A 21,622-nucleotide genomic window follows, 5' to 3' on the forward strand; every position below is an offset into this window, starting at 1 on the left:
ATGCTATTAGGAATTGTACTGGCGGTAATCGCAGGAGCCTTTGTTAGCCTGCAAACGATATTCAATAATAAGGTGAACGAACGGACAGGTTCATGGGCCACAACCACACTTGTGCTGGGAACGGGGTTTCTGGCCTCCTTGCTCGGCAGTCTTATTTTTGCAGGAAAAAATACATTTACACTACAACATATGCAGCCGTGGTACTGGGTCAGTGGGATGATTGGTGTTGGCGTGGTGTTCTGTCTGGTACAAGGAGTGAAGCTGCTTGGTCCGACTTATGCGATATCTATCGTATTAACGGCACAATTGGGTACTGCTTTGCTGTGGGATTCGTTAGGATGGCTGGGACTGGAAAAGATTCCGTTCACCTTTACCAAGCTGATCGGCGTGCTGGTCATTATCGGTGGCATCCTGATATTCAAGTTTGGTAACGGGCGTACGAAGGAGCAGCAGGAAAGCATTTCACATGTACCTGATTCCATGAAGGGATGACGGATTTTACTTAAAGAAGGGGCTGTCCCAAAAGCCATGAAATGGCTGCTTGGGATAGCCCTTGTTTTTGAGTAGGATATACGTGAGCGTTTGGTGAGGACGCTCCGCGAACGGAACGTTGTTCCAATCGCTGTTGTATCCAGATTTTATTTATTTGACTTAGCGGTAAAAATCCGGATACAAAGGCGACCGCTGCCGCTTTTCCACAATCGTTCCGTCCTCTCCGCTGTTTAAGCGGGAATCGTATCTACAATCCTTCTAAAAATCATAAAAAAAGAAACCTTTCTTTGGTAAAATGGAAGTGCGACCAACCATTTCAAAGGAGAGGTTTCTTTTGTACATTCAATATAACATGGACCAACTTTGCTTGCCAATGGATTTAGAAGAAGATATTCCTCCTAATCACCTCGTTCGTGTCGTTAATGCAGCCGTGAATCGACTGGACGACACCATCTTTGACGCCGCCTATCCCGGCGGTGGCCGCAACAGCTACCATCCTAAAATGCTGACAAAAGTCATCATCTACGCTTATACACAGCGCATTTACTCCTCCCGGCAAATCGCTAAAGCGCTTCGGGAGAATATCCCCTTCATGTGGTTGGCCGGACGGCAACGCCCGGACTTCCGTACCCTTAATCGTTTCCGTTCTCAGCGGATGAAGGACGTTCTTGAAACGGTATTCACCGCCGTGCTTCAATTTCTGGCGGAAGAAGAATACGTCTCCCTGGAGCATTACTTCGTAGATGGTACCAAGATCGAGGCCAATGCCAATCGCTACACATTTGTTTGGGGCAAGGCCGTGACTAAACACAAGGCCAAGTTGCAAGAGAATGTACACGTGCTGTTTGCCAGCATCGAAGCCGCAGAGCACCAGGAAGAGTGCGAGCACCAAGGTAAAGATCTTGTCGAACTCGGCGAATCGTTAGAGATGAGTAGTGAGAAACTCGAACACATGACCCAAGCGCTGGAGTCGCAACTTCTGGACAAGCCCAAGGACAAAACGCTGAAGAAAGCCGTTCGGAAGCTTCGCAAGAATTTGCTGCCAAGGCTGCTGAAGTATGAGCAATACAAAACCCTGCTTGGGGACCGAAACAGCTTCAGCAAGACCGACCCGGACGCGACCTTCATGCGGATGAAGGAAGACCACATGCGAAACGGTCAACTGAAACCCGGATATAATGTGCAGGTCGGAACCGAAAACCAGTTCATTTTAGCCTACAGTGTTCACCAACGACCGACGGATACTCGCTGTTTGCAGCCGCATATGGAAAAAGCTCAGAAACTACTGGGGGGATTTCCACAGACCGTCATTGCAGACGCAGGTTACGGCAGTGAAGAAAACTACGCCTATCTGGAAAAGGAAAAGATCCAGGCTGTCGTTAAATACGGCAGCTACCATAAAGAGAAGAGCAAGGCGTGGAAAGCGGATATCGGAAAGATAGAGAACTGGACATACAACGAGGCAAAGGATACATGGACCTGCAAGGCTGGACAAACACTGCATTTCCGCAGAGAAAGAAAGGAAACCTTAAAGAGTGGATACGAGATTCGCAAACGTCATTACCGAAGCAACTCTTGTGACGGCTGCCTCCTGAAGGACCGTTGTACGAAGGCGGAAGGAAATCGGGAAGTAGTCGTCAGTGTGGAACGGCTAAGATACCAGAACCAAGCTCGGGAAATCCTTCGAAGTGAAGAAGGGTACACCTTGGCCGTGCGCCGAATGACGGAACCGGAAAGCGTATTTGGACAACTGAAAAACAACCGGGGTTTCCGGCGGTTTCTGCTTCGCGGCATGGAGAAGGTGACGCTTGAGGTCGGCTGGCTTTCACTTGCCCATAATGTGCTGAAGCAAGCCGCAGTGGACCAAAAACGCAAAGCAGCGATTCTCCAATAACGGGAGAATCGCTGCTTTGCTGACTTTTGTGGTTTTTTTAGAATGAGAAGGGTTGTCTCTAACGTCGAAATCTACTTTTGGGACAGCCCCTTCTTTTGTCTTTTACTATAATATGACGCTATATTAAATCATGATTAGCTATATGGCATTATTGCCGGGTTCCTCCTGAATCCATTGGCTTGGCAGCGTCTGATAAAAGGCCAGCAAGGATAACACCGATAAGCACCGCGATCATGGCGTGTAAGAGACCGAAAGACTCTCCCAGAAATCCTAATCCTGGGGGGCCTACTAAAAAGGCAATGTATCCGGTGGTAGCCACTGCACCCACTCGCTTTTGACAATGCTTATTAAAAGTATAATAATAAACTATACTATAATTTAATATCTGGCATTTGTCCAACTTCATGGAGTGAAATGAAAACCTTTTAAACAGGAAGGAAAGTGTACATGGCAACGAATAAAGATAATATGTTAGAAGGCAAATTATATATGGCTGGTGGAAAAGAATTAGCAAAGGATAGCAAGAAATCGAGAATGCTTACCCGCTTGTTCAATAACAGTACGGAAGAGCAACAGGAGTACCGGGTAGAGCTACTTAAACAACTGTTCGAGTCTACAGGTCAGGAGATATATATCGAACCCCCATTTCGCTGTGACTATGGCTGTCACATTACAGTGGGCAATCAGTTCTATGCCAATTATGACTGCATCATTATTGATGTTGCGAAAGTAACAATAGGGGATCATGTTTTTTTCGGCCCCAGGGTAGGTGTATATACGGCTGGGCATCCGATAGATTCAGATGTACGCAACACCCTGCTCGAATTTGGTAAACCGATAACGATTGGGAACAGTGTATGGATTGGCGCAAATACCGTAATCACTCCAGGAGTGAATATTGGAAATAATGTAGTTATCGGGGCGGGATCTATCGTTACCAAAGACATTCCTGATAATGTGGTTGCCGTAGGAAATCCATGCAAAGTGCTAAGGGAAATTACAGATGAAGACAGACGGTACTGGGAAAAGCAAAAAAATGATTATTACGCTGACATTGAGGACTAAGGTACAAAAAAACTCATCTGAACGGTTTATATAAGCAGAGGAAAGGCTCGCGATTCTGTGTATATATTTTTCCATCCATGCTACAATAAAAGTATCTAAATAATTGCCTGTAATCATACATAAATAGATCGGTTACCGTGTTCGGGAGCGGTCTTATTTGTGTTTTCAGACCAATGTAAATACATGAAGTGACCTAAATGAGGTGGGACATAGATGAGTAATGTGGAAAATAAATCTGAAACACCTGAGAGTTCCGGCAAATCCGGTTCTTTGCTGCCTGCTGCACGCACAGGTGAACGGAAAATAGAGCATGTCCGCCTTTGTTTGCAAGAGGACGTGGCAAGCCAAGGCATCACGAATGGACTGGAGCGCTATGCCTTTAAACACTGTGCACTGCCTGAACTGCATTTTGATGAGGTACGTCTGGACACTACTTTTCTGGGGCGCGCAGTGCGAACGCCGCTGCTGATTAGTTCCATGACAGGCGGCAGCGCGGAGACGGGAGCGATTAATGAGCGCTTGGCAGAAACAGCGGAAAAACGCGGCTGGGCGCTGGGAGTAGGCTCGGTGCGAGCTGCGGTGGAAAAAGAAGAACTGGCTCCGACCTTTGCGGTTCGTCGCTTGGCACCGAATATTCCGATCCTTGCCAATCTTGGAGCAGTGCAGTTGAACTACGGATTTGGCGTGGACGACTGTCGCCGTGCGGTAGAGATTGCCGGAGCGGACATGCTTGTACTGCATTTGAACGGATTGCAGGAGGTTTTTCAACCTGAGGGGAATCTGGATTTTGGCGGATTGCTTGGACGTATTGAAGAGCTGTGCCGCCAGCTTTCAGTGCCCGTAGGCGTGAAGGAAGTAGGCTGGGGTATAGATGGCGAGACGGCTTCGAGACTGTATGATGCGGGTGCAGCTTTTATTGATGTCGCGGGCGCAGGCGGGACAAGCTGGAGTCAGGTGGAAAAATTCCGCAATTCTGATCCTGTACGCCGTGCGGCGGCGGAAGCATTTGCGGATTGGGGAAACTCCACCGCAGATTGTATCGTAGAGGTCAGGGCGGCGCAGCCGAATGGCGCAGTGATTGGCAGTGGCGGACTGAGAGACGGTGTCGATGCAGCCAAGGCGCTTGCCTTGGGCGCTGATATGGCGGGTTTCGGACGGTCGCTGCTCGGATCGGCGGTCGCCTCCACAGAGGCGCTGGAAGCGCGGCTGGAGCAGGTGGAGCTGGAACTGCGCACAGTCATGTTTGGCATCGGGGTAGATGGGATTGAAAGTCTTAAAGATACGACTCGATTAAGAAAGAAGGCGAACAGATGAGTGGATTCATCAGATTCATTCCTATGAACGACGAGCAGTATGATCGTTTTGAGCAGCGCTCGCTTGTGGATTACGCAGAGGACAAAATTCAAGCAGGGACGTGGACGGTGGAGGAAGCACCGGAACGGGCTAGGGAAAGCTTTGGCAAGTATTTGCCAAAGAGACTGGATACTCCCCATGCTCACCTTTACATGCTAATGTATTCGGATACGGATGTTGTGGAGAGCCAAGAGGAAGCGGGCTATATCTGGTTCAATATTACGGATAGTGCACAAGGAAAAGAAGCTTTTCTGCTGGATATTCTCGTCTACGATTCATATCAGGGGCGGGGGCTAGGCACATTGGCGATGGGGGCTTTGGAACAGGAGGCTCGCAGGCTGGGAGCCGTGCGCATCGGTTTGCATGTATTTGGGCATAATGAACGGGCTTTGCATGTGTACCGCAAGTCAGGCTATCGGGTTACGGATATTCAGATGAGCAAAGAGATTTAAATGAAGAAGTAGAGGATATAGCAAAATCCTGAAAGTCACAGTCGTATGCTTGCCGCAGGTATAGGTTCTCATATATAATGTGGGTTGGTAAACTAACGGATGGCATAACGCACATTTTATATAAACGGGAGTTGTTCTGATTATGGCTTTAAAAGCGGGGATTGTGGGCTTGCCGAACGTGGGCAAATCAACACTGTTTAACGCAATAACGCAGGCGGGTGCGGAATCCGCAAACTATCCATTTTGTACGATTGATCCGAATGTAGGTGTAGTTGAAGTACCGGACGAACGGCTGGATAAGCTGACTGAACTGGTTGTGCCGAACAAAACGGTGCCGACGGCTTTTGAATTTGTTGATATTGCAGGACTTGTACGCGGCGCGAGCAAGGGCGAGGGTTTGGGTAACAAGTTTCTGGCTCATATTCGTGAAGTGGATGCGATTGTGCATGTGGTACGTTGTTTTGAAGATGAGAACATTACCCATGTGGATGGCAAAATCGACCCGATCAGTGACATTCAGACCATTAATCTGGAACTGATTCTGGCAGATATCGAAAGCGTAGACAAGCGCATTGAGCGTTCCCGCAAAAACATGAAGGGTGGCAACAAGCAATACACCCAGGAAGTTGAAGTGCTGGAGCGGATCAAGGAATCATTGTATGCTGATAAGCCTGCGCGCAGCGTGGAATTGTCGGATGAAGAACAGTTGATTGTACGTGATCTTCATTTGCTTACGATGAAGCCTGTACTGTACGCAGCTAATGTCAGCGAAGACGGTGTAACGGAAGCCGACAGCAATCCATATGTGCAAAAGGTACGTGATTTTGCTGTAGCGGAAAATGCAGAAGTGGTGCCGATTAGCGCCAAAGTAGAATCTGAAATTGCCGAGCTGGAAGGCGAAGACAAGGCGATGTTCCTGGAGGAACTGGGACTGGCTGAATCCGGTCTGAATCGTCTGATCAAAGCCGCTTACCGCTTGTTGGGTCTGTATACGTATTTCACAGCAGGTGTGCAGGAAGTACGCGCATGGACCATTCACAAAGGAACTAAAGCACCGGGTGCTGCGGGCGTTATCCACACGGATTTTGAACGCGGATTTATTCGTGCCGAGGTTGTATCCTACAATGATTTGGTCGCTGCTGGCTCTATGAATGGGGCTAAGGAACGTGGTCAGCTTCGTTTGGAAGGTAAGGAATATGTGGTACAAGACGGAGACGTTATGCATTTCCGTTTTAATGTATAACATTAGGTTTGCAGTATAAAACATTGTTCTAAATAAAATAGTCGCTGCCTGTGTTGGGTGGCGGCTTTTTTTATTGAAATTATGGTTGTTATTCAATTCATGAATTAGAAGTATTTTTAGTAGCTAATTAATTAATTAGTTGGTATAATAAAGAGCTGTAGCCAGTGAATTTGAATCTGGCTTCATATTAATTTAACTGAAGAGGTGAATCGCTTGTTGGACCGATTGCAATCATTGGCGGACCGCTACGATAAACTGAGCGAACTGCTCTGCGATCCGGATGTAGCGAACGATAGCAAGAAACTTAGAGATTATTCCAAAGAACAGTCTGATTTACAGCCTGCTTATGAAGCATATACCGAATATAAAACTGTCGTTGAAGAGCTGGACGCTGCTAAAGCCATGCAGGCGGAAAAGCTGGACGACGAGATGCGTGAAATGGTGAAAATGGAGATTGATGAGCTCAGTGCCCGCAAGCGGGAGCTGGACGAGAAAATCCGCATTTTGCTGCTGCCGAAGGACCCGAATGATGATAAGAATGTGATTATCGAAATTCGCGGTGCAGCGGGTGGTGACGAAGCGGCATTGTTCGCAGCGGATCTGTACCGGATGTACACTCGTTATGCCGATACCCAAGGCTGGCGTGTAGAGCTGATGGATGCGAACATGAATGACCTTGGAGGTTTTAAAGAGGTTATTTTCATGATTAACGGACGCGGCGCATACAGCAAAATGAAATTCGAAAGCGGAGCACACCGCGTACAGCGGATTCCGACGACGGAATCCGGCGGACGTATTCATACATCTACATCTACGGTATCCGTTATGCCTGAGGCCGAAGAAGTGGATGTTGAAATTTCCGACAAGGATATCCGCGTAGATACGTTCTGCTCCAGCGGTGCTGGCGGTCAGTCCGTTAATACGACCAAGTCGGCGGTACGTGTAACGCATATGCCAACAGGCATTATGGCAACCTGTCAGGACGGCAAATCCCAAAACTCCAACAAGGAGAAGGCACTCCAGGTTTTGCGTGCCCGTATTTCGGATATGCTTCGTCAGGAAGAGGAAGCCAAATATGCAGGCGAGCGTAAGAGCAAAGTGGGTACCGGAGATCGCAGTGAGCGCATTCGTACCTACAACTTCCCGCAAAGCCGTGTAACAGATCACCGCATCGGGCTGACCATGCACAAGCTGGATCAGGTGATGAACGGGGAGATCGAAGAAATCGTATCGGCGCTCACGATTGCAGAGCAGGCTGATTTGATGGAACAAGAGGTTTAAGTTTTGGGACACGAACGCGATCTTGTGTATCGAATGTCGTCGGAACGGAGCATGAGTATCAGAGAAGCCTTAGTTGAGGCTTCTTCTTTTTTAGGGAGCTGCGGCGTGCTGGAGCCGCAGCATAACGCCCGCCTGCTGCTGGAGCATGTGCTCGGGCTGGAAGGCACGGCGTTCTACGCTGCGCTGGGCGATCCGTTCCCAGCCTCGGGCAAAGAGGCGTGGGAAGCGGTTATAGCCCGCAAAGCAGCGGGTGAGCCAGCGCAGTATATTATCGGACGGCAGGAGTTTTATGGCCGTCCGTTCGCGGTTTCGCCGTCGGTGCTGATTCCGCGCCCTGAGACAGAGCTGCTCGTCGAGGCCATACTTCAGCACGGCGACCGGCTGTGGCCGGACGGCGCTCCGCAGGCGCTCGATATCGGCGCGGGCAGCGGGGCGATTGCCGTCACGCTGGCGGCTGAGCGGCCCCGTTGGCGCGTGGCGGCGGGGGATATTTCCGCCGCAGCGCTGGAGATGGCGGCGCATAACGCCGCTGCCAACGGCGCAGCCGTAGAGCTGCGCGAAGGCGACCTGCTGGCGCCGTTCGCGGGAAAGGCGGTGGACATCCTGGTGTCCAATCCGCCGTATATCCCGGCCGCCGACATCGCAGGCTTGCAGCCGGAGGTGCGCGATCATGAGCCTCGCATGGCACTGGATGGCGGGCCTGACGGGCTTGGCCCGTATCGGGCGATGCTGGAGCAGCTTGAGCTGCTTCAGGCTCCGCCGCGGCTGATCGGATTCGAGCTGGGCATGGGACAGGCCAGAGACGTGGCTGGACTGCTGGAGCAGGCAGGTCATTGGAATACGATTCTGATCGTTCCGGACCTTGCTAGAATCGAACGCCATGTCCTGGGCGTTGCGGAATAATGCTGCATTTTCTTTTTGCGAGTCTTTCCTTTAGAATAAAAGGAGTATGACCGAGAAACGGCTCAGGGGGAAATCATGCTTCAGAAATTGAAAAAAATTGACGGTCCGGTTATCTTCATTCTGGTTTTGCTGATGGCGATTAGTATCATAACGGTGTATAGCGCGGGTAGAGGCCCTACCAACATTGTGGAGCACGGAAACGACTACCAGAAAATGATCGGGTATTATATATTGGGTTTTGTGGCTGTTTTGGGTTTGGCGTTGGTGGATTTTCGTATTTTTATTAAAAAGCGCTGTATGTATATGGCGGCGGAATATTCCTGTTGGCTCTCGGCTTTTTTGGCGGGACGGTTAACAACTCTCAGGGCTTTTTGAAAATTGGTGGCTTGAACCTTCAGCCTGCTGAGGTATTCAAGCTAGTGCTTATTATTTTTCTGGCTTATATGCTGATAAAGAAGCGCAAGAGCAAGCTTTACTTCATACAGGATGTACTTCCAGTTGCTTTAGTGAGCTTTGTACCGTTCGCTATGGTCATGGCGCAAAATGACTTGGGTAATGCGCTCGGGTACATTGTCATCGTTCTCGGTATGCTGTGGATCGGTAATGTGAAGGCCTCCCATGCATTGATCGGATTTACGATTTTTGCAGTTGCCGCAGGCGGCGGGATCAAAGCGTATATTTCCTTCCACGACCAGATTGATACCTTTATGAAGGGCATTGGCCGTAGTCACTGGGTAGAGCGTCTGGACCCTTGGCTGGTACCGGAAGAAGCGACAGCGAAGGCATCTTATCATACGAAAAACGCCAAGTTGGCCATTGCCTCTGGTGGAATGATGGGCAAAGGCTTTTTGCAGGGGACTTCGGTGCAATCTGGTCGTGTGCCTTACACCTATGCGGATTCTATTTTTGTGGTCGTAGCGGAGGAATTTGGCTTTGTCGGCTCATCGGTGCTGCTGCTGCTATATTTTATTTTGATACACCGTATGATCCTGATCTCGCTGGAATGCCGTGATCGGGCTGGACCCTATCTTATCGTCGGCATTGTGTCCATGCTGCTGTATCAGATTTTTGAGAATATCGGCGCGTTTTTGGGCATCATGCCACTGACGGGGATTACGCTCCCTTTTATAAGCTATGGGGGTACGTCGTTGCTCATTAACATGGCTAGTATTGGCTTGGTTATGAGCATTAAGGTACACGGTCAGGAACTGGAGGACGATCTGCCACAGCCTTCCAGAGTGAACTTGACGAAGGCGAAAAAAGCTTAGTGTGTACAGATTGTGGATAGATACAGCTTTGTGTTTTATGGTGAGAAAAATAGTGAGATGCAAAAGGGTCCAGATTGTGAAATCTGGGCTTTTTCGTATACGCGGGTTACTCCCAAGCTTTGGTACGCAGATCCATGTTGCTCGATGTAGGGCTATGGATGTTTTTTTAAATCTTCATGAACATTTTACGAGATTGATAGGTTTAGCCTCTCCCAAACCGGACAGACTGATAGACATGATAGAGTTTGGGGGGATTTGGGATGAGAAGCTGGACCAAGCAAGTTGCAATGATACTATTTTGTATTTCGATATTAATGATGTCGTGGGAAGGTCAAAAAACAGATGCCGCCATGACACCAGGGTCAAGAGGGCCTGTAGGGGCAGGGATGGCCACGACAGGAGCGGGCGTCATTCCGCATGATTCCATCCGATTGCGTATTTTGGCCAATTCGGATCGCCCGGAGGATCAGTTGGTAAAACGTGAAATAAGGGATTCCATCGTACAACAGATGGATGCGTGGGTCGGCAAGTTGGAAAACCCGCAAAGTTTGGAGCAAGCCAGAGTGCTGATTGCTGATCATTTACCCGAAATTGACCGTTTAGTAGGCGCGGAACTGGCTCGACGGGGCATTTCGTACGACCATCAGGTGGAATTGGCAAACGTACCTTTTCCGACCAAGATGTACGGTGGGCTTGTTTATCCGGCAGGAGATTATGAAGCGCTTCGGGTTACGCTGGGACAAGGCAAAGGGCAAAATTGGTGGTGTGTGCTGTTTCCTCCCTTGTGCTTTATTGATGCGAGCAGCGGGGAAGCAGCAGCACAAGCGGTCTCGGCAAGAGCGGACCAAGGAGGCGGACGGACGAATGCCGCTGACAAGGAGCCGGAAGTACGGTTTTTTCTATGGGATGCGTTGACGGGGCTGTGGGCATGGGCGAGTGGCTTGTTTGCCTAAGCGTCGTGAGCTGTAGAAAAGAGAACAACGGGTGGATGATTCCGGTATGTTATAATGAAATATAGGTTTTACAGCTATGAGACATGGACAGATTCGGTTCAGATAAGCTGCCAAGGCAAGTTCTTTGACGATAGAGCAAACTGAGCAGGACTGTATGACAATAACGTATGGGATGATCTGATATGAGCGATAAATTGAATCAAATACAAGGTTTGTGCGGAGAGTCGGCGCAAAAGGAAAAATGTGAATCGGTACTGGATGAACGGGGGCTTCATGAGCTAAAGCCGCCGTTGGCGGCTTCCCATACGAATTGGTGGGACGTCAGAGGCTTGGTGGTTAAAGGAGATTTCTCTGGTGAAGTATTATCCGGACAAGCCCTTATCGCGGCGGAAAAAGGCATTCGTGAGGCTGCTGTGCTGCTGCAAGCAGGAGAGACGGTAGCGTTCCCTACCGAGACGGTGTACGGCTTGGGCGCGGATGCGCGTAGCACGGAAGCGGTAGAATCAGTATTCGCCGCCAAAGGGCGTCCTTCCGATAATCCGCTGATCGTGCATATTTCCGACCCTGCCCAGTTGGATGGCATGGTAACGAAAGTAAATGATACGGCGCGGGCGCTGATGAATGCGTTCTGGCCGGGACCGCTAACGCTGGTGCTGCCCGTAATTCCGCAAGCACTGTCGCCCCGTGTGACGGCGGGGCTGGACACGGTCGGCGTGCGCATGCCAGATCATCCGGTAGCGCTGCGCCTGATTGCGGAAGCGGGCTGTCCGCTGGCTGCGCCAAGCGCCAACCGCTCGGGCAGGCCCAGTCCGACCCTTGCACAGCATGTGCGGGAGGACCTGGAGGGCCGCATCGGCGGCATTTTGGACGGTGGCCCCACGGGTGTGGGGCTGGAGTCCACGGTGGTGCAGGCCGGTGACGACGGAACCGTCACCATCCTGCGCCCCGGCGGCGTGACGGCCGAGCAGCTCGCTGCGGTCGCTCGCGCCGTCGAGCTGGACCCGGCGCTCGCCGCTGCTTCGCCCGGCGAGGACGCCGATAGCCCGGCACCGCGTTCGCCGGGCATGAAGTACACGCACTACGCGCCACGAGGCCGCTTGAGCGTAGTGCAAGGCCCGTCATCCGCGGAGGTGACGGGCTGGATTTGCGCTGCGCTGGCGGAGGCGTCCGCGAGTGGAGAGCGCACGGCGGTGCTCGCGTTCGACGAGCATGCCGCCGGCTATGCCGGAGAGCGCGTTTACACGCTGGGCAAGCTGGATGAGCTCCATGAGGCGGCGCAGCGCTTGTACGGCGTGCTGCGCCGCTGCGACGAGGAAGGCGTCACCTACATCTTGGCGGAAGCTTGTCCGCCGAAAGGACTGGGAGACGCCGTTATGAACCGCCTGCTTAAAGCAGCAGGCCATCGGGTCGTCCGTCTCTAGGACGATCCGGACACTATCCAAACATTTCCTATACATGCAGTCCCCACGTTTGCATGGATTGACCTTTTCGGCATAGTTGGCCCCTCTCCTTATCCCGGTACAAGCATGGTAAACCGTATGCTTGTACTGTTTTGCTTCTTGTCCGCATAACGTGTACAAGAGCGGACGGATATTGGGGGATGGAGTATGCTGGCAGCCTCTGCCCATGTCGGGCAGATTGTAACGATTCTGGTCATGGCTGTAGCGCTGGGGATGGATGCGTTATCGTTAGGCGTGGGGATCGGCATGAAGGGGATACGCTTGCGAGACGTGCTGCGGATCAGCACGGTCATTGGTTTTTTTCACATACTGATGCCATTGCTGGGTATGTTCACAGGCCATTATATGAGTTCTTTACTGGGTCATGTGACGACCTATTTTGCAGGGGGATTGCTTATCCTTTTGGGCGGGCATATGGTGTATAATTCCTTCAAAGGTGACGGGGGACAGGCGCTGGACCATCGTTCGCCCCTGGGCCTTTTACTATTTTCGCTTGGGGTGAGCGTCGACTCCTTTTCTGTCGGGGTATCACTGGGCATGTTCCAGAGTGATTTGGTGCTGACCGTTCTGACGTTTGGCTTTTGCGGGGGAGCGATGGCGATGCTGGGACTACTGTTAGGCCGCAAGGTCAGCCGCAATCTGGGAGACTATGGAGAAGCGGTGGGCGGTGCCATTTTACTGGCGTTTGGCTTTATGTTTATGTTTTGATTTTGGGGCGGACAGTGTAAAATAAATACAGGATTTTAGTAATCCTCTGTTTATATATTTTTTAACTTACGGGGGGGTGAAGACGTTGAAACATATCTTATTCGTTTGCACAGGGAACACCTGTCGCAGTCCAATGGCTGAAGGGATGCTGCGCAAGCTGTCTGCTGAGCACGGGCTAGGGTTGGAAGTGCGCTCGGCGGGAGTAGCCGCGATGGAAGGTACGCCCATTTCCCGACATGCAGAGGCAGTGCTTCGTGACCATAATGTCTCGGATCAAATCACCTCAACTTCTTTGAACGGTGGGCTTGCCGAGTGGGCACATCTGATTTTAACCTTGACCCAAGGGCATAAGCAGCACGTCATCCAGCGCTTTCCCCAAACGGTGGGCAAAGTGTTTACGCTCAAGGAATATGTGGAGGACCGGGATTCAGTGCTGAATGATGTACAGGAGCTGGATGGTCTGTACGCTTCGCAACAACTGATGGGATCATTAGGTCAGGAGCTTTCGGCACGGGAGCGTGAGCGGATGATTGAACTGCGTCAACGTATTCCGGGCTTTGATATTTCCGATCCGTTCGGCGGGTCGCGTGAAGATTACGATGTCACGGCTGCGGAAATCCGAACGGCGCTGCACAAGCTGGTGGACAAGCTGAAGGCTTTGTCCGAATAAAGTTTGTATCACTCATCTATTTTGTACGGGATCTGTTGATTTTCGGCGGTTAATCCGTTAAGATAAGGTGGAAAAACAAGAATCCGGTGTAACTGGCGACAAAAGTGGGGTTAACCACGATGGAGCACCGGATATACGGCCGGTCGCCTGGGCAAAAGAGCAAATCCACATAGGCTGTGGACTGCTCTTTTTTCGTATATGAGCTAGGTCCGGCCTCCAGTGTCCTTCCGTCCAGACAAATGGCTATTATTCTTCCGCATGCTGTTACTTCGAGTATCCAAACCGAGAGAGGGTCCTTTAAGCAGTTTTTCCATTTTTCCTGCTCGAAATCCGATTCATCGGCTATAATATAGTCAGATTGTGATATCAGGAGAGAGTGTGTTGAACATGGGGCATAAGCCTGTGCCCAGTCTCTGTGGGGCTGTTCAACCAAAGGAGGTTCCAATGGTAGGACAATTGGATCATGAGGTTACGCTTGAAGTACAGACCGCTTCTGTCGTGAAGGAAATCGCAGAAACAGCCAGTCTCAAAGCTGGTCGCCTGTTGGTTATCGGCGTAAGCACCAGTGAGGTGGCGGGAAGCCGGATTGGCACGGCGGGAGCGCTCGATGTGGCGCAGCAATTGCTGGCTGGAGTGGAATCTGTTCGCAGGGCGTACGGTTTTGATGTGGCGTTTCAATGCTGCGAGCATTTGAACCGTGCGCTGGTGGTTGAACGAGCCGTGCTGGAACGGCTGGGACTGACGGAGGTCGCCGCTGTTCCCGTTCGTACGGCAGGCGGATCTATGGCTACCGCCGCCTATCGTGCGCTGGAAGATGCATGTCTGGCGGCGAATGTACAGGCGCATGCGGGGGTAGACATTGGTGAGACGCTGATCGGTATGCATTTGCGACCGATTGCCGTTCCGTTTCGTCCAGGCCTTCGCTGGATTGGCGAAGCGCGTGTGACGGCGGCATTCACTCGTCCTCCGCTCATTGGCGGACAGCGAGCAGTGTATAGTCTGGAGCAAGAAGGCGGCGGAAGCTGCGACTAGCATTTGTATTTTGGCTTGGACTGCATGTTTGTACTGATCTTTTTTGCATTGATGATGAGGTGCCCAACAGAGGAGCAGGCGCTTGCCTGTATACCTGACAATTGACCATGGAGAGGGAGTAATCAATCATGATGGAACATCTGCGTAAAAGTGACCCGGCAGTGCTGGAAGCAATGGGACTTGAACTGAAACGACAACGCCACAATATCGAGCTGATCGCATCCGAAAATATCGTCAGCGAAGCGGTAATGGAAGCAATGGGCTCCGTATTGACGAATAAATATGCTGAAGGTTATCCAAGCAAACGCTACTACGGTGGCTGTGAGCATGTGGATATCGTCGAGGACATTGCACGCGACCGTGCCAAAGAACTGTTCGGTGCAGAGCATGCTAACGTACAGGCTCACTCGGGAGCGCAAGCGAACATGGCAGTATATCTGGCAGCTCTTAAACCTGGAGATACCGTACTGGGTATGAACCTGGCGCACGGTGGCCATCTGACACACGGAAGTCCGGTTAACGCCTCCGGCTTGCTGTATAACTTTGCCGCTTACGGCGTACGTGAAGACAACTTCCGCATCGACTATGATGAAGTGCGCAAGGCAGCCTTCAAGCATCGCCCTCGTCTGATTGTAGCCGGAGCGAGCGCGTATCCGCGTACCATCGATTTTGAAGCCTTCGCTTCCATTGCCAACGATGTGGGCGCTCTGTTCATGGTCGATATGGCACATATCGCGGGTCTTGTGGCAGCGGGTATTCACCCAAGCCCGGTTCCACATGCTCAATTTGTTACAACAACGACACACAAAACGCTGCGTGGTCCGCGTGGGGGTCTGATTCTGACTCGCAAAGCGTGGGCACAAGCAATTGATAAAGCGATTTTCCCAGGTACTCAAGGGGGTCCGTTGATGCATGTGATCGCATCTAAAGCTGTTGCCTTGGGTGAAGCGCTCCAGCCTTCCTTCAAAACCTATGCGCAAAACGTAGTTCGCAACGCCCAGGTGCTGGCTGAGACATTGCTGGCTGAAGGCATTAACATTGTATCCGGCGGTACGGATAATCACTTGATGCTGCTGGACACGCGTAACTTGAACATCACTGGAAAAGAAGCGGAGCATGTACTGGATTCCGTGGGCATCACGGTCAACAAAAACGCGATTCCTTTCGACCCGACTAGTCCATTCGTTACCAGCGGAATCCGCATTGGTACACCTGCTGCAACATCCCGTGGTATGGATGAAGAGGCTATGGTCAAAATCGGTAAAATCATTGCTGAAACTCTCAAAAATCCGAAGGATGATACGGTATTGTCTAAAGCCAGCCAAGCTGTTGGCGAACTGACAGACAAATTCCCGATCTACCCAGGTACTCAATACTAATCTATTTACTTGTTTGATAAGGCTGTTTTTCTTCCGTAAGCCGGAGGAGAAACAGTCTTTTTTTTGATTTCTAACGACTCGAAACTTACATTTTTGGGTAATAAGCGATTACGGTAAGGATTTGTCTGCGCTTTCCTTCATGATCTACAACAAAGGAGTGATTGCATTGAGTCAAAGAAAATCCGCGCAGTTATTACAGCAGCTCATATTTGTAGGACCGTTGGCGTTGTTTTTCGTCTTGATTATGGTCATTCCATTCCTGCTGGGTCTGTATTATTCCATGACGAACTGGGATGGAGTATCTGAAAATGTTCAGTGGCTCAGGTTAGGGAATTACGTACACATTTTCAGGGATGATCCAGACTTCCGTAATGCGTTCTGGTTCACGGTCCGTTTTACCGTATGTGGTGTGATTCTGACCAACCTGATCGGCTTTTTCCTGGCGTATGTTCTTACAAAGCCGTTGCGTACCCGTAATGCGCTGCGTACTGTATTTTTTATGCCTAATATGATCGGAGGTTTGCTGCTGGGCTTCATCTGGCAGTTTATCTTTGTGCGCGGCTTTTCTGCGGTGGGAGAGGCTACAGGACTGTCCTTCTTCAATCTGCCGTGGCTTGGTGACGGGCCAACCGCTTTCTGGGGAACCGTCATTGTATTTGTATGGCAATATGCCGGCTATCTTATGGTTATTTACATATCCTCGTTAAATAATGTCCCTCATGCTCTTATAGAATCTGCCCAGATTGACGGTGCGAGCCGCAGACAGATTTTGCGTCATATCGTGGTGCCGTTAATTATGCCAGCCGTAACCGTCTGCCTGTTTCTGGCGATATCCTGGTCCTTTAAAGTATTTGAGTTGAATTTGGCGCTGACCAAGGGCGGACCCTTCAAGTCGACGGAGTCTGTTGCGTTGGACATATATAATGAAGCGTTTACAAATAACCGCCTTGGATTGGGTACAGCCAAAGCCATTATTTTCTTTGTCATCGTTGGGATCATTACCAGCATTCAGGTGCGTCTGACGAAGAAAAAGGAGGTCGAAATGTAATGGGGAAAACATCAAACTACCGTTTGGGCATTTGGGTTGCTGAAATCCTGCTCATTGTGATCGGGTTGATCTTTCTGGTTCCGTTCTACTTTTTGCTCGTCAATTCCGTTAAATCCTTTGGCGACATTTTGGCTCATTCTGCCTCGTGGCCGATGACCTTCCATTTTGAGAACTATGCGAATGCCTGGAATAAAATAAATTTTCCTACAGCACTGGGGAATTCGTTAATCGTCACGATTGTCAGCAATGCACTTCTGCTGCTAATCAGCTCGATGGCTGCTTACCAGATGGTTCGGCATGATACACGTTTTAATCGCTTCCTGTTCGGTCTGCTCGTGGCTGCCATGGTGGTTCCCTTCCAATCTATCATGCTGCCTCTGATGGAGGTGTCCAACGTACTCAGCCTGAACAACAGTATACCGGGCCTGATTTTGTGCTATTTGGGCTTTGGCGCGCCTTTATCCGTGTTTCTATTTCATGGCTTTATTAAATCGGTGCCTATTGAGGTCGAGCAGGCAGCGAGGGTAGATGGTTCCTCTCGGTACGGTGTGTTCTTTCGCATCGTTTGTCCGCTGCTGCTGCCCATGTTTGTAACCGTGCTTATTATGAATACTTTATGGATTTGGAATGACTATCTGCTGCCTTCGCTTATTTTGAATGATCCCGAGCTGCGCACGATTCCCATTGCCACCTATATGCTGTTCGGCCAGTATACCAAGCAATGGGATTTGGCGCTGCCAGCGCTGGTGTTAGGGATTACGCCTATTGTTGTGTTTTTTCTGGTGATGCAAAAATACATCGTTTCCGGCATTGCAGCCGGTGCGGTCAAAGGATGACGGGAGGGATAACCGATGAACAAGACAGCGCTGCTTGTCCTTTCTCTGATCGTGCTGCTCGCATGTACGCTTTCGGGTTGTGGAAATACGCAGGCTCAACAGGGCGGGACGAAGACAATACACATCTATCAGTTCAAGGTAGAAATTTCGGAGCCGCTGAACAAGTTGAAGGCAGATTATGAAAAAACACATCCGGGCATCAAGCTGGATATACAGTCTGTCGGAGGCGGAACGGATTACGGAGCTTCGTTGAAAGCCAAATTCGCATCGGGAGATCAGCCGGACATTTTCACGAATGAGGGATACCAGGACCGCGATACGTGGTTTGAGTATTTGGAGGATCTGTCGGATCAGCCATGGGTCAAGGATTTGGATGATTTCGCCCGCAAGCCGATGACCGTCAACGGTAAAATTTACGGACAGCCTATGAATCTGGAGGGCTTTGGTTTTGTTTATAATAAGGATTTGTTCAAAAAGGCGGGCATAACGAAGCTTCCTCAGACGATAAATGAGCTGGAAGAAGCGGCTAAACGCCTGAAGGCTGCGGGGATTACACCGTTTGCTAACGGGTATGCGGAATGGTGGGTGCTGGGGAACCATTTTATTAATATCCCGTTTGCCAGACAGCCGAACCCTGAGACATATGTGGAGGATTTAAACAAGGGAATGGCCCGCATCCCCGGTAACCCTGTGTTTGATCAGTGGGTGAAGCTGCTTGACCTGACCCTGAAATACGGTAACCGTAACCCGCTTACGACGGATTACAATACACAGGTGACGTTGTTTGCGACAGGAAAGGCTGCGATGATGCACCAAGGGAACTGGACTCAGCCGCAAATCGATGGAATTAACCCGGATCTGAATCTGGGCATCCTGCCCACGCCCATTGATAATGATCCGTCCGAAGGGGGCAGACTCGCTGTGGGTGTGGCATCCAATTGGGTGGTGAATAAAAATTCGCCTGTGAAGCAGGAAGCAAAGGATTTTCTCAACTGGCTGGTCACTTCGGAAACGGGCAAGCATTACATCACCAAGGAGTTCAAATTCGTACCCGCCTTTAGAAGCATCCCCTCCAGTGACGAGACGACAGGTGATCTGGGTGCTGAGATATCCAAGCATGTGAAGGAAGGAAAGATATGGAGCTGGAACTTTCAACGTTTCCCGAAGGGACTGAATCAGGATCTCAGCAGCAGCATGCAGGCCTATATTGCAGGGGTTATTACGAAGGACGAAATGCTCGGGCAATTTCAGGGGGCATGGGACAATTTGAAGTTTAGATAAAAGATTGATACTGTATCAGGACACAATGCCTGTAGCTTGGGTGGGTAGTCCGAAGTTCAAAGGCTTTGACGGTCAAGTGCCGTCAGAGCTTTTTTTTATGCACTTTTTGTATGACAAAAGTCACCCCTGAAGTGGGCAAAAGTTTGCTTTTTACCTGTCATATCTTCCTCTTGACAAAAGGTTGCGGTGGCAGGTGTTAAATCAATCAAGGGAATGTTATAATAAACAGGATTTACAGGCACGCATTGCATCTGTGCTTATTTGGTTTGTACAAATAGGTTACATAGATCCTTTCCATACAGGATGTTCAATATTCTGGTGCGAAAGAACGTGACGATAATACCGGAGGGAATATATCATGGCAAAACTGGTGGTTTGTGATCACCCTTTGATCCAACACAAACTTACATTTATCCGCGATGTGCGGACCAACACCAAGGATTTCCGCGAGCTGGTGGATGAAGTAGCAACATTGATGGCTTATGAAATTACGCGGGATATCCCGCTGGAGAGCATTACGGTGCAGACACCGGTTGCTGAGACGGAAGGTAAAGTGATTTCCGGTCGTATGCTGGGCCTCATTCCAATCTTGCGCGCAGGCCTGGGTATGCTGGATGGCGTTGTCAAACTGCTGCCGGCAGCAAAGGTAGGGCATGTGGGACTGTTCCGTGATCCCGAGACATTGCAGCCTGTGGAATACTATACGAAGCTGCCTACAGACGTGACTGAGCGTGAATTGATCGTGATTGATCCGATGCTGGCAACAGGCGGCTCGGCGATCGCGGCTATTGATGTGTTGAAAAAGAGAGGCTGCACCCAAATTAAAATGATGAATTTGATTGCCGCTCCCGAGGGAGTCAAGGCTGTTCAGGATGCCCACCCCGATGTAGATATTTATGTTGCTGCACTGGACGAGCGTCTGGATGATCACGGCTACATTATTCCTGGTCTTGGTGACGCGGGAGACCGTTTGTACGGAACCAAGTAAACGGCCTCTGGTCATTCGGCATAATATATGGGCGTTACGGACAAGTCGTTTTTCATAGGAGAACGATCTTGGAGTCGGGCGTTTATTTTGAAAAGGGGTTCAACAGAAAATGTCCAAAATCAAAGTGATGACTATTTTTGGCGTGCGTCCGGAAGCGATTAAGATGGCTCCTCTTATTTTGGAGCTTCAACGTCACCCCGAGCATATCGAGTCTGTAGTATGCGTAACGGCTCAACATCGCCAAATGCTCGATCAGGTTCTGGAAGTATTTAATATTCACCCTGACTATGATCTGGATGTGATGAAGGATCGTCAGACGCTTAATGAAATTTCGATCCGTGTGCTTCAAGGTTTAGAGCCTGTATTACGTGAGGCAAAGCCGGATATTGTACTCGTTCACGGCGATACGCTGACGACTTTCCTGGCCAGCTATGCGGCCTTTATGCAACAGATCGAAGTGGGGCATGTGGAAGCGGGCTTGCGGACGTGGAACAAACTATCTCCATACCCTGAGGAAATGAACCGTCAACTGACAGGAGTGCTGTCTGATCTTCATTTTTCTCCTACATCTTTATCGGCCGGAAATTTGCGGAAGGAAAATAAACCTGAATCGCGAATATATGTAACAGGCAATACCGTGACTGACGTATTTCAGTACACAGTTCGCCAGGATTACGAGCATCCGGTGTTGGAATGGGCTAAAGGCAAGCGTCTGATTCTGATGACGGCACACCGTCGGGAGTCCCAGGGGGAACCACATCGCCAAATTTTTAGTGCGGTCAAACGGATCGCGGACGAGTTTGAGGATATCGCTATCGTGTATCCGGTTCATCCGAGTCCGGCTGTGAAGGAGCCTGCATTTGAGATTTTAGGCAACCATCCGCGTATTAAGCTGATTGATCCGCTGGATGTGGTGGATTTACACAATTTTTATCCGCACACTCATCTCATTCTTACTGATTCCGGTGGTCTTCAGGAGGAAGCCCCTTCATTCGGCGTGCCTGTACTGGTACTGCGCGATACGACCGAAAGACCGGAAGGCATTGAAGCGGGCACACTGGAGCTGGTGGGTACGAGCGAAGAGAACGTGTACAATCGGACCAAGGCACTTTTGACAGATTCCGCGTTGTACGAGTCTATGAGCCAGGCAGCGAACCCTTACGGCGACGGACAGGCATCAGTAAGAATTGTCAATGCGATTTTGCACCATTATGGTGTTCAATCCGAACGTCCTAAAGAATTTCACACAATGTTCACAAAAGGTGTTCGTCCGATATAATTATTCTTTACAAGGCAAGCATACAGTTAAACTGTAC

Annotated in this window: 19 protein-coding genes, 1 pseudogene and 1 riboswitch; all 20 genes and pseudogenes read left to right on the top strand. The window is 50.2% G+C overall.

Annotation, left to right across the window (positions count from 1 at the left end):
* The 20 genes and pseudogenes from ASL14_RS14725 to wecB all read left to right on the top strand — a co-directional run bounded on the left by ASL14_RS14725 (nucleotide 1) and on the right by wecB (nucleotide 21,585).
* Entirely contained in the window at nucleotides 1-492 is a 492-nt protein-coding gene (locus ASL14_RS14725) for a DMT family transporter (RefSeq protein ID WP_025683387.1), read from the top strand.
* A gap of 334 nt (nucleotides 493-826) precedes the next feature.
* Nucleotides 827-2,386, top strand: coding sequence for an IS1182 family transposase (locus tag ASL14_RS14730; RefSeq protein ID WP_134912148.1), 1,560 nt, complete (start codon nucleotides 827-829; stop codon nucleotides 2,384-2,386).
* A gap of 447 nt (nucleotides 2,387-2,833) precedes the next feature.
* Nucleotides 2,834-3,451: a sugar O-acetyltransferase gene (locus tag ASL14_RS14740; protein WP_134912149.1), complete on the top strand. Its 618-nt coding sequence runs from the start codon at nucleotides 2,834-2,836 to the stop codon at nucleotides 3,449-3,451.
* 213 nt (nucleotides 3,452-3,664) lie between these two features.
* Nucleotides 3,665-4,765, top strand: a complete 1,101-nt coding sequence (gene fni, locus ASL14_RS14745; RefSeq protein ID WP_134912150.1) for a type 2 isopentenyl-diphosphate Delta-isomerase — start codon at nucleotides 3,665-3,667, stop codon at nucleotides 4,763-4,765.
* The gene (locus ASL14_RS14750) at nucleotides 4,762-5,256 is read left to right on the top strand and encodes a GNAT family N-acetyltransferase (protein WP_134912151.1); all 495 of its coding nucleotides are present in this window, start codon (nucleotides 4,762-4,764) and stop codon (nucleotides 5,254-5,256) included. The genes fni and ASL14_RS14750 overlap by 4 nt, the downstream gene beginning before the upstream one ends.
* Before the next feature lie 142 nt (nucleotides 5,257-5,398).
* Nucleotides 5,399-6,499 carry a redox-regulated ATPase YchF gene (gene ychF, locus ASL14_RS14755; RefSeq protein ID WP_014278491.1) on the top strand — a complete coding sequence of 367 codons (1,101 nt, stop codon included), beginning with the start codon at nucleotides 5,399-5,401 and terminating at the stop codon, nucleotides 6,497-6,499.
* 213 nt (nucleotides 6,500-6,712) lie between these two features.
* The gene (gene prfA, locus ASL14_RS14760; RefSeq protein WP_025683383.1) at nucleotides 6,713-7,780 is read left to right on the top strand and encodes a peptide chain release factor 1; all 1,068 of its coding nucleotides are present in this window, start codon (nucleotides 6,713-6,715) and stop codon (nucleotides 7,778-7,780) included.
* 3 nt (nucleotides 7,781-7,783) lie between these two features.
* Nucleotides 7,784-8,683, top strand: a complete 900-nt coding sequence (gene prmC / locus ASL14_RS14765) for a peptide chain release factor N(5)-glutamine methyltransferase (protein WP_134912152.1) — start codon at nucleotides 7,784-7,786, stop codon at nucleotides 8,681-8,683.
* 75 nt (nucleotides 8,684-8,758) lie between these two features.
* Nucleotides 8,759-9,951: pseudogene (locus ASL14_RS14770) on the top strand (FtsW/RodA/SpoVE family cell cycle protein).
* 260 nt (nucleotides 9,952-10,211) lie between these two features.
* Entirely contained in the window at nucleotides 10,212-10,904 is a 693-nt protein-coding gene (gene spoIIR, locus ASL14_RS14775) for a stage II sporulation protein R (protein ID WP_134912153.1), read from the top strand.
* A gap of 182 nt (nucleotides 10,905-11,086) precedes the next feature.
* The gene (locus tag ASL14_RS14780) at nucleotides 11,087-12,325 is read left to right on the top strand and encodes an L-threonylcarbamoyladenylate synthase (protein WP_134912154.1); all 1,239 of its coding nucleotides are present in this window, start codon (nucleotides 11,087-11,089) and stop codon (nucleotides 12,323-12,325) included.
* Between the two features lie 186 nt (nucleotides 12,326-12,511).
* On the top strand, nucleotides 12,512-13,072 hold the full coding sequence (locus tag ASL14_RS14785) for a manganese efflux pump MntP (RefSeq protein ID WP_134912155.1): 561 nt from the start codon (nucleotides 12,512-12,514) through the stop codon (nucleotides 13,070-13,072).
* Nucleotides 13,073-13,157: 85 nt separating this feature from the next.
* Nucleotides 13,158-13,742 carry a low molecular weight protein arginine phosphatase gene (locus tag ASL14_RS14790; protein ID WP_134912156.1) on the top strand — a complete coding sequence of 195 codons (585 nt, stop codon included), beginning with the start codon at nucleotides 13,158-13,160 and terminating at the stop codon, nucleotides 13,740-13,742.
* Between the two features lie 78 nt (nucleotides 13,743-13,820).
* Nucleotides 13,821-13,902, top strand: a riboswitch (ZMP/ZTP riboswitch).
* Nucleotides 13,903-14,186: 284 nt separating this feature from the next.
* A complete protein-coding gene (locus ASL14_RS14795) occupies nucleotides 14,187-14,774 on the top strand; it encodes a TIGR01440 family protein (protein WP_134912157.1) in 588 nt (195 codons plus the stop codon).
* 128 nt (nucleotides 14,775-14,902) lie between these two features.
* Nucleotides 14,903-16,153 carry a serine hydroxymethyltransferase gene (glyA, locus tag ASL14_RS14800; protein ID WP_134912158.1) on the top strand — a complete coding sequence of 417 codons (1,251 nt, stop codon included), beginning with the start codon at nucleotides 14,903-14,905 and terminating at the stop codon, nucleotides 16,151-16,153.
* A gap of 166 nt (nucleotides 16,154-16,319) precedes the next feature.
* Complete coding sequence (locus ASL14_RS14805) at nucleotides 16,320-17,201, top strand: carbohydrate ABC transporter permease (protein ID WP_134912159.1); 882 nt, start codon at nucleotides 16,320-16,322, stop codon at nucleotides 17,199-17,201.
* Nucleotides 17,201-18,037 (top strand): carbohydrate ABC transporter permease, encoded by an 837-nt coding sequence (locus ASL14_RS14810; protein WP_134912160.1) that lies wholly within the window; start codon nucleotides 17,201-17,203, stop codon nucleotides 18,035-18,037. The genes ASL14_RS14805 and ASL14_RS14810 overlap by 1 nt, the downstream gene beginning before the upstream one ends.
* A 15-nt stretch (nucleotides 18,038-18,052) precedes the next feature.
* On the top strand, nucleotides 18,053-19,318 hold the full coding sequence (locus ASL14_RS14815; protein WP_134912161.1) for an ABC transporter substrate-binding protein: 1,266 nt from the start codon (nucleotides 18,053-18,055) through the stop codon (nucleotides 19,316-19,318).
* Nucleotides 19,319-19,676: 358 nt separating this feature from the next.
* The gene (upp, locus tag ASL14_RS14820) at nucleotides 19,677-20,306 is read left to right on the top strand and encodes a uracil phosphoribosyltransferase (RefSeq protein ID WP_013312332.1); all 630 of its coding nucleotides are present in this window, start codon (nucleotides 19,677-19,679) and stop codon (nucleotides 20,304-20,306) included.
* 109 nt (nucleotides 20,307-20,415) lie between these two features.
* The gene (gene wecB / locus ASL14_RS14825; protein ID WP_134912162.1) at nucleotides 20,416-21,585 is read left to right on the top strand and encodes a non-hydrolyzing UDP-N-acetylglucosamine 2-epimerase; all 1,170 of its coding nucleotides are present in this window, start codon (nucleotides 20,416-20,418) and stop codon (nucleotides 21,583-21,585) included.
* The last annotated feature ends 37 nt before the right edge of the window (nucleotides 21,586-21,622 follow it).

The organism is Paenibacillus sp. IHB B 3084 (assembly GCF_001447315.1).
In the GTDB taxonomy this organism is placed as follows: domain Bacteria; phylum Bacillota; class Bacilli; order Paenibacillales; family Paenibacillaceae; genus Paenibacillus.